This window comes from Paenibacillus sp. N119s (genome assembly GCF_059447605.1).
Map to the genome: position 1 here is coordinate 1 of NZ_JCAJRU010000216.1, position 8424 is coordinate 8424.

Genomic DNA, 8424 nt, shown 5'->3' on the forward strand with positions numbered 1-8424 from the left:
ATGGTCCCACCGCTGTTGAAGGAATAGTACATCAAATACAAGATAGGCGCATACAACACGAGAAAAACAAGCATCAAATATATATTTCCGAATCGATTTTTATTTACCATGCCGTACCCTCCGTTTCGTTCCCGAGGTGAGCAGCATAATGATAGCCATCGCCAAAATCAGGAACACAGCAACTGTAGAGCCCATCCCCCAGTCCTGAGTAACTAGAAAATGCTGCTCTATCGCCGTCCCCAGCGTAATTACACGGTTACCTGCAATCAGACGGGTAATCATAAACAGCGACAACGCCGGAATAAACACAGCCATACAACCGGATCGCACACCTGAAAGTGTTAACGGGAAAACAACCCTGCGAAATGCAATCCATCTGGAGGCTCCCAAATCACGGGCTGCATCCAGCAGTGAAGGGTTCAAACCCTCCAACGCATTATAGATGGGCAAAATCATAAAAGGCACAAATATATATACAGATACAAATACAAAGCTGGAACTGGTAAACAAAATTTGCTGACCACCCAACCCAACCATGCCTAACACCGCATTCACCGGACCATAAGTTCCGAAAATGCCGATAAAAGCATACGTTTTGAGCAATAGGTTAATCCAGGTCGGCAAAATAATGAGCAGCAACCACAACTGCTTATGCTTGGTGCGAGTGAGCAAATATGCCGCCGGATACGCCACCAGCAGTGAACATACAGTGATCAGAAATGCATACCAAAATGAGCTAAGCGTCATGCTTAAATAAACAGGCGTGAAAAACTGAGCGTAGTTGCTGAATGTGAAATGACCATCCACATCAAATAGTGAATAGTAAAATACAAGGACTACTGGAGCCGCCACGAACAGCACAATCCATAAATAGTAAGGCAGCAGATACGCTGCTCTAGTATTACCGGACATGCTGCTCCACCTCTTCATAGGCTTCCAGACGCCGATCAAATTCTTCTTCTGTCTCCCCAAACCGCATGACATGAATGGCTTCCGGGTCAAATTTTAGACCAATTTCACTGCCCAGCTCCGCCTTTTTGGTAGAATGCACCAGCCACTCCTGACCTGAATCATCATAGCAGCTTATTTCGTAGTGAACTCCACGGAACAATTGGGTATCCACCTTAACACGCAGCTTGCCTTCATCCACACTGGTAATCTCCAAGTCCTCTGGCCGGATCACAATTTCAATCGGCTCGTTCGGACGCAATCCTCCGTCGACACATTCAAACTGTCGACCGTTGAATTCCACTTGATAATCCGCAATCATACGTCCAGGAACAATATTCGATTCGCCGATAAAATCAGCCACGAACCGATTAATCGGCTCATCATAGATATCATTTGGCGTACCGCTTTGCTCGATCTTGCCTTTGTTCATGACAAAAATTTCGTCTGACATGGCCAGCGCTTCCTCCTGATCATGCGTAACGAATATGAAAGTGATTCCAAGACGCTGCTGCATTTCACGCAAAATATACTGCATCTCTGTCCGCAGCTTTAAATCCAGTGCCGACAGCGGTTCATCCAACAAAAGAACATCAGGCTCATTGACGATAGCACGTGCAATGGCCACACGCTGACGCTGGCCCCCGGACATCTCGGAAATTTCCCGTTCGCCGTAGCCTTCCAGATTGACAAAGGACAACGCCTGTGTCACCTTCTCTTGAATATCCTTTTTGTTCATTTTTTTGATCCGCAGACCAAAGGCTACATTTTCAAACACATTCAGATGTGGAAATAATGCATAGTCCTGAAAAACCGTATTGACCTGCCGCTCATTGGCTGGAACACGATTAATGAGTTTTCCATTCAAATAAATTGAGCCCTCTGTCGGCTCTGCAAAGCCTGCAATCATACGCAGAATCGTCGTTTTACCGCAGCCGGAAGGACCTAGCAGTGTATAAAATTTACCACGCTCAATCTCAAAGCTGACATCCGCCAGCACCGGGGGATCGTTATCATATTGTTTGGTCACCCGTTCAAATCGGATGATGGTTTGCTCTCCCATAACACCCTCCTTCAAAAATTCGACTTCATTCCATTCATTCTGTTCATTAAACAAAATTACTCAGGGCGTTTCATTCACCCTTGAGACTTCCATGTAAAATAGTCTGTCAGCACACGGATGGCCACTTCGATCGCTTCCTCCGCAGGCTCCAGCTTGGCATGGTGCAAGCCATAAGGCGTATCCACGCCAAGCCAGAACATCAGACCCGGAATTCGTTCCAGGAAATACCCGAAGTCTTCTCCGGTCATCGCCTCTCCGCATTCAACAAGCTGCACATCCTGCCGATTTCTGACCCAGTTCATGAATTCCTCAGTCACCTTGGCCTCATTGTACACCTGCAAATAATTGGAGCCATAATGAATCTCCGCTTGACATTCAAAACCAGCTTCCACACCGCGCACCAGCGCTTCAATCCGCGATTTAACCAGTGTCATCGTCTCAGCAGACAACGTGCGGATCGTACCTTCCAAACGAGCGGTTTCCGCGATAATATTTTGCTTCGTGCCGCCGCTAACCTTGCCGACCGTAATGACCGCTGCATCCAGTGGATTCACATTACGAGCTACAACCGTCTGTAGTTGCCCCACCAGCTGACAAGCAGCTACCACCATATCATTCGCCTTGTGCGGATAAGCCGCATGCCCGCCTGTACCCTTGAGGTCGATGAAAAGCTCCGACGTATTGGCAAATAAGATACCCGGGCGAGTGGCGATGGTGCCCACAGGATATTCAGGAGCAACATGCAATGCGACAATTTCATCCGGTATCCAGTCAGACAGTTCTATGCTGTCCCGCATAGGCAGGGCTCCACCAGGCCCTTCCTCAGCTGGTTGAAACAACACGATCAGATCATCCTTGATCGGATGGCTTGCAAAGTGAGTCACAATTCCCAAACCAATTGTCATATGTAAATCGTGTCCACATGCATGCATGTAGCCAGGATGGGTCGAACGAAAATCGTACCCCGTCTCTTCTTCAATCGGTAGGCCATCCATATCACAACGATATCCATAGCGGCGTTCAGGAGCCGTTCCATGAATGAATACTAGCACCCCCGTTCGCCATGTACGAATCTCCATTCGCTCCTGGGGGAGCGTTTCCAAGTAGTCCAGCAAGTATCGTTGTGTTTTATATTCCTCAAACCCAGGTTCGGGAATTTGATGCAAATCTCTTCGTATTTGAACAAAAGAACGATAATCGACCGTACTCATTTGCTGCTCCGCCTCCTTTTATAGCTCATCCGTTCTTAGCTGGCAAAAGAACAAAAGGACAAAAGCCCGGCGCAGCCGCCGAGCCTTGTCCGTTGTGCTTCGTCCCTAAGTTATGCTGTCAGTGCATCATGCTCCTGACAAGGAATCGTTCACCTTTGGTACATAAAAAACTTTGCCTTCTTACAGAACGCGCAGTTCTTTCAGAATCTCAGTTTTGGATTTGGTCTTGTCATCGACCTGTTTGATTACACGTGCAGGTGTACCAGCTACTACGGAGTATGGAGGCACATCTTCAGTTACAACCGCTCCAGCTGCAACAACTGCACCTTTACCAATGCGTACGCCTTCCAGTACAACCGAGTTCGCACCGATCAATACTTCGTCTTCTACGATAACAGGCTGTGCGGACGGTGGCTCAATAACACCAGCAAGGACAACGCCTGCACCGATGTGGCACATGTTGCCTACCTTAACACGACCGCCAAGTACAGCATTCATATCAATCATGGTGCCTTCACCAATCGTAACGCCGATGTTAATCACTGCGCCCATCATAATGACGGCGTTGTTACCGATGCCCACCATATCGCGAATATAGGCGCCTGGCTCAATGCGTGCATTGATGCCTTTCAGATCCAGCATAGGAACAGCGGAGTTACGGCGGTCATTTTCGACCACATAATCTTCTTCTTTTGCGTTTACGCTATCCAGTACCGGCTTGATATCGGCCCAATCACCAAATACCACACCGCTGTCTCCAGAAATAAAAGCTTGAACATTCTCGCCAAAAGATGCGGAAGCCAAAGCTCCTTTTACATATACTTTAACAGGCGTCTTTTTCTTGCTGTTTTTAATCACGTTAATGACTTCTTGTGTATTCATTTCGATGGACATAGTAAATCTAACAACTCCTTCATCGCTTCATACGACTTCGCAAGCCGGAATGATCTTATTCTCTCATCCTTTATAGCACAAAAGTGCAGGTCTCGCAATTACAGATTAGACCTTCAGAGTGCTAAGCTAGTACCTATAATAACAAGTCTCGGTCGTTTGAGTGCCTTAAATTCATGATTATCGGCTAGTGACCGTCTGACTTGAAATCAGGCTTATTTATTTGCTTGCAGGCTCTCCAGCGATGTATAAATGAAGGATTCGAATCCTTCCGCAGGTTCCCCTTGTGGAATGTTCACTTTCACGCTAAAAGCGCCCGTAGTATTTTCCACAACAATATATTGTCGTGTGATTTTCGAACCGTTCGCTTGCAAGAACAGGCGACTGCTGGTCAGCGCTTGAGGCACGGCTGCTTTGTCCAGCTTTTGCACCTTGCCTATGGAAGCAAGGTCCTTTTCGCCTTCTTTTTGAAGCTTATCCAGATTAAAGTCGGAGGGCAGCTTCGTAATTTCGGCGTAGTAGTTATCATCTACCGCCAAAGCGACACGGTTCTGATCGGGAAATAAGGACATCGGGTCAAACACATACAGCGAATAGCCCGTTCCCTTTGCCAAAGTGGCAGTCTGCTTTTCCTTATTCCCTTCGAGGTTAAGCTCAAAAGTTTGAGTTTTCGCGCGTTCCCCGCCTACTTGTTGACCAAGACTTCCGTTTTGATTGCTATCTGTTGCAGCCTCTGTCTTTTGTATTTTCGTTAAAGTCAGTTGTTTCGCTGTCGCGTCGCCCTCTACTGCTTTTTCGTTATATTCAAACGCTACTGGATCGCCTTCCTTAAGTCCAGCAATTACCGTATCCAGCCCCTCCCCCAATTGAAAGGATTGGGCTTCGCCATTGATCTCAATCTCTACCGTATGCGGGTCAGCAGCTCCGTTGTATACACCTGTGCCCTTCTTAACCTGCGGCTCAGCGACCTGCTCTGGTGTGGCTTGCGGCTGTTGCGCTTGCGGTTGGTCAGCTCCTTGAGGTGTATTGTTGTTGGTTTGCGGTTTCGTGCCACAGGCTGACAGAGCCAGCACTGCCATGATAGTCAGTAGTAAGATTGAAAATGTGTTATGTTTTTTCATAAAATCCACCTCCACTTTGATAGACGAGCTTGTGTGGCAAAAGTTCCATGCAGCGTCTCATTTAAAAACCTTCCTCTAGCTCCCGTTTATGATATTCTCAGGATTTTGCAAAATCCTAACACCATGGGGATGCCAGGTACGGTATAATGGGCTGTATTAAACCTCATTTTCGAGATACCGTTAGAAGGAACATTTACGTATTTATTTTCTTCCATACGGATGGAGCTGCCACATGAATCAAGCACACAAACCGTCTTTTTCCTTTGAATTATTGTACATCATAGGTATTATCGCTATTTCGTTCTCCTCGATCTTCGTCAGATGGTCTGAAGCCGAGGTGTCCGTCATCGCTATGTACCGTTTGTACCTGACCAATCTGCTTATGCTGCCATTGGTCTGGAAATACCGTACTGAGCTATTCAGCCTCACTCGCAAGCAGTGGATGATGATCCTCTGGTCCGGTATCGCGCTAGGGCTGCATTTCTTGCTGTGGATGGGCTCGCTGCGACTCACCACTGTAGCAAGTTCTACTGTTATTATGACATTGGAACCGATCCTTGTCATGCTTGGTTCTTTTTTGTTTTTCCGGACCGGCACAAATCGCGCTATGCTCTTCGGAATGGGTATGGCCTTTGTCGGCTCGCTAGCCATCGGCGCAGGAGATTTTCAGGTCTCAGGACAGGCCCTGCTCGGGGATGCACTGTCCTTTTTGGGGATGGTAGCTGTGTCCATCCATATGCTAATGGGCAAGCATCTACGCGAGCATTTGAGCGCTTTTGTGTATAACTTTTGGGTTTTTATCATCGCAGCCACATCGCTTGCGCTGTATAATGTGGTCAATGCTATACCTTTTACTGGATATGCTCCACGGGAATGGGGACTGTTCCTGCTGCTTGCCATTGTGCCTACGCTGTTTGGACATTACCTGTTTAACTGGCTGCTCAAATACATCAATGCCACCGCGGTGTCGATGGCCGTACTCGGTGAGCCCGTTATTTCTTCCCTGCTGGCTTGGGTGCTGCTTGGGGAAAGGCTGTCTACCTTGCAATTTGGTGCAGGCTTTTTCATCCTGTTCGGCGTATGGGTTTTTATCCGATACGGAACGGATTTTAAAAAGCAAGTTGTTCACCAAAGTGAAATGCCTAACAATGAGCGTCCCCTAAAGGCTAGCTCTTAGCTTATTACCCCATTTTCATAAACCATACTCAATGGATTAAATTTACCGTTAAATAAAGGAAGGCGGAATCTTCTATGAAATCCATCGTATCCAAACGCTGGCTGCTGGCCCGATTGTATGAACCAGACATAATCATTGCCGACTGCCGTTCCGTGCTCGGACAAGCCGGGGCTGGACGGACCGAATTTAATGAAGACCATATCCCAGGGGCGGTGCACTTCGATTTGGAGGAAGACCTTACCGCTCCTCTAGGCGAACATGGCGGTCGCCATCCATTACCTGATGTGGATACACTTGCTGCACGTCTGAGTCGTGCCGGGATCAACTCCGCTTCACGCATCGTTGCTTATGATGACCAAGGGGGGATGATGGCCTCCCGTTTCTGGTGGCTGTTGCGCTACCTCGGACATGAGCAGGTATATGTGCTGGAAGAAAGCTACAGTGCCTGGAAGGAAGCAAAGTTCCCCGTTACGGCAGACCAGCCGATTCGCATTCCAAGTACCTTCACACCGAACGTACAGACGCAAATGCTCACAAGTATGAAAGAAGTACAACGTATATCTGTAGATTCTGTTCCTGTTGGCTCCTATATCGGTTTTTCACCTATATTGATCGACTCCAGAGAGCGTCCGCGCTACCTGGGGCTGGAAGAGCCCATAGATCAAGCAGCGGGGCATATTCCCGGTGCAGTGAATTTCTTCTGGAAAGAGGTCTTGGATGAAAAGGGGTCATTTAAAAACTCGGAACAATTGCAGCAGCACTTTGCCGACCTTGATCCAAACGCAGAAATTATCGTGTATTGTGGTTCTGGCGTATCCGCCTGTCCGAATGTTCTGGCTTTGAATGAGGCAGGATTTAGTAATGTGAGACTCTATCCGGGAAGCTGGAGCGATTGGATCAGCTATGAGGAAAATCCGGTGGCGACTGGACAGGAATAATCCTTTTTTAACAGATATACAGGTTCTAAAGATAAACACACTGCCTTAAGCGATTGAGCTCATGGCAGTGTGTTTTTTCTCTCATCGAATTTATCGATCATTTAATCCCTTTCCAGAGAGAATGTCTTGCTTACATTTTTCAATCCTTGATTCCCGAGTTTTAGATTGTTTGGGCGCAGAAAAATGCATAATATATGCTCTTTGTCGTCCCGGCGTCAATGCAGCAAAAGCAGTTTTCAAGGCAGGATTTTCATCTAATTTAGCTTGAAATTCTTCAGGAAATATGAGTTCTGTATTCTTTTTGAAATCCACTTTTAAACCGGCTTTTTCCACTTCAATGGCTTCATTAATATAGGCTTTCAAGATGGTTTCCATCTCCACGATTTCTTCAACATTCGTGAACCGAATCTGGCGTCCCGCCTGCGTATCCTCACCAGGTTTGATTAGAATACTATTGGGGTCTTTTAACAAAGCACCTTTGAAAAACATAAGCGCACAGTGTTCTTTAAATCCTTGTATTATAGCGATGTTACTATTCTGAAACATGTAGCATGGTTTACCCCACTTCAATTCTTCAGTGAGCTGGCAGTCAAGCATGATCGCTCTCAACTTCTCCATTTCCGCCTGCCATTTTTTCACTTTATCTAAATATGCATCAACTTTAGGATTCATTTCCTCTCTATTTGTCATGTTAGCTCCCCCCTTATTGTTTTTGCTCATAATGTTTATGTATATATATTTACAGAAAATCTATAGAATAGTCATCACAATGCTATATTTATTATACGTTCACCTCATCCCATCTATAAATTACATAACCCAATTGACATATAACTAATAATAAATAAATTACGTTTATGCATAGATATATTTTAATTTTTTTCTTATATTTATCTAAATCTACTTCTTCGTTCGCTTCTCTTTTTTTTATTTTCTCACTCCAACTCATTATTCTTGAGAATTCTACCGCACCCAATACTCCCCATAGCAATGGAAAGACTAGGACGTGTCTGAAAACTCATTACTGAGTCAATTTGAAAATAGCGGCTACGTATACAAACGACAAGAATGACTT

Annotated in this window: 8 protein-coding genes and 1 pseudogene; 2 read left to right on the forward strand and 7 right to left on the reverse strand. The window is 46.1% G+C overall.

Going from position 1 to position 8424, the window contains the following annotated elements; all coding sequences use genetic code 11:
• The 6 genes and pseudogenes from AC5V8P_RS20305 to AC5V8P_RS20330 form a co-directional block, all read right to left on the reverse strand.
• Positions 1-110 (reverse strand): annotated as a pseudogene (locus tag AC5V8P_RS20305) (ABC transporter permease); the annotation flags it as partial.
• Positions 100-912 carry an ABC transporter permease gene (locus tag AC5V8P_RS20310; protein ID WP_063209997.1) on the reverse strand — a complete coding sequence of 271 codons (813 nt, stop codon included), beginning with the start codon at positions 910-912 and terminating at the stop codon, positions 100-102. The gene AC5V8P_RS20310 and the pseudogene AC5V8P_RS20305, both read right to left, overlap by 11 nt.
• Entirely contained in the window at positions 902-2011 is a 1110-nt protein-coding gene (locus tag AC5V8P_RS20315; protein WP_063209996.1) for an ABC transporter ATP-binding protein, read from the reverse strand. Before AC5V8P_RS20315 ends, AC5V8P_RS20310 begins: the two co-directional genes overlap by 11 nt.
• Before the next feature lie 74 nt (positions 2012-2085).
• Positions 2086-3222 (reverse strand): N-acetyldiaminopimelate deacetylase, encoded by a 1137-nt coding sequence (locus tag AC5V8P_RS20320; protein WP_064795970.1) that lies wholly within the window; start codon positions 3220-3222, stop codon positions 2086-2088.
• 180 nt (positions 3223-3402) lie between these two features.
• Positions 3403-4116, reverse strand: coding sequence for a 2,3,4,5-tetrahydropyridine-2,6-dicarboxylate N-acetyltransferase (gene dapD, locus AC5V8P_RS20325; RefSeq protein WP_063209994.1), 714 nt, complete (start codon positions 4114-4116; stop codon positions 3403-3405).
• Between the two features lie 212 nt (positions 4117-4328).
• A complete protein-coding gene (locus AC5V8P_RS20330; RefSeq protein WP_064795969.1) occupies positions 4329-5234 on the reverse strand; it encodes a DUF8580 domain-containing lipoprotein in 906 nt (301 codons plus the stop codon).
• A gap of 232 nt (positions 5235-5466) precedes the next feature.
• Between AC5V8P_RS20330 and AC5V8P_RS20335 the strand changes: the two genes are divergently transcribed.
• Both AC5V8P_RS20335 and AC5V8P_RS20340 read left to right on the forward strand, forming a co-directional pair.
• Positions 5467-6411, forward strand: a complete 945-nt coding sequence (locus tag AC5V8P_RS20335) for a DMT family transporter (RefSeq protein WP_064795968.1) — start codon at positions 5467-5469, stop codon at positions 6409-6411.
• Between the two features lie 74 nt (positions 6412-6485).
• A complete protein-coding gene (locus AC5V8P_RS20340; RefSeq protein WP_064795967.1) occupies positions 6486-7349 on the forward strand; it encodes a sulfurtransferase in 864 nt (287 codons plus the stop codon).
• Positions 7350-7439: 90 nt separating this feature from the next.
• Here the strand turns inward: AC5V8P_RS20340 and AC5V8P_RS20345 are convergent, their stop codons facing one another.
• Positions 7440-8039 (reverse strand): YdeI/OmpD-associated family protein, encoded by a 600-nt coding sequence (locus AC5V8P_RS20345; RefSeq protein WP_064795966.1) that lies wholly within the window; start codon positions 8037-8039, stop codon positions 7440-7442.
• Positions 8040-8424: the final 385 nt, after the last annotated feature.

What these genes read in the sequence shown, in the direction of transcription:
- AC5V8P_RS20310 (WP_063209997.1), bottom strand. Translation starts at nt 912, where the DNA reads ATGTCCGGTAATACTAGAGCAGCGTATCTGCTGCCTTACTATTTATGG.
- AC5V8P_RS20315 (WP_063209996.1), bottom strand. Translation starts at nt 2,011, where the DNA reads ATGGGAGAGCAAACCATCATCCGATTTGAACGGGTGACCAAACAATAT.
- AC5V8P_RS20320 (WP_064795970.1), bottom strand. Translation starts at nt 3,222, where the DNA reads ATGAGTACGGTCGATTATCGTTCTTTTGTTCAAATACGAAGAGATTTG.
- dapD (WP_063209994.1), bottom strand. Translation starts at nt 4,116, where the DNA reads ATGTCCATCGAAATGAATACACAAGAAGTCATTAACGTGATTAAAAAC.
- AC5V8P_RS20330 (WP_064795969.1), bottom strand. Translation starts at nt 5,234, where the DNA reads ATGAAAAAACATAACACATTTTCAATCTTACTACTGACTATCATGGCA.
- AC5V8P_RS20335 (WP_064795968.1), top strand. Translation starts at nt 5,467, where the DNA reads ATGAATCAAGCACACAAACCGTCTTTTTCCTTTGAATTATTGTACATC.
- AC5V8P_RS20340 (WP_064795967.1), top strand. Translation starts at nt 6,486, where the DNA reads ATGAAATCCATCGTATCCAAACGCTGGCTGCTGGCCCGATTGTATGAA.
- AC5V8P_RS20345 (WP_064795966.1), bottom strand. Translation starts at nt 8,039, where the DNA reads ATGACAAATAGAGAGGAAATGAATCCTAAAGTTGATGCATATTTAGAT.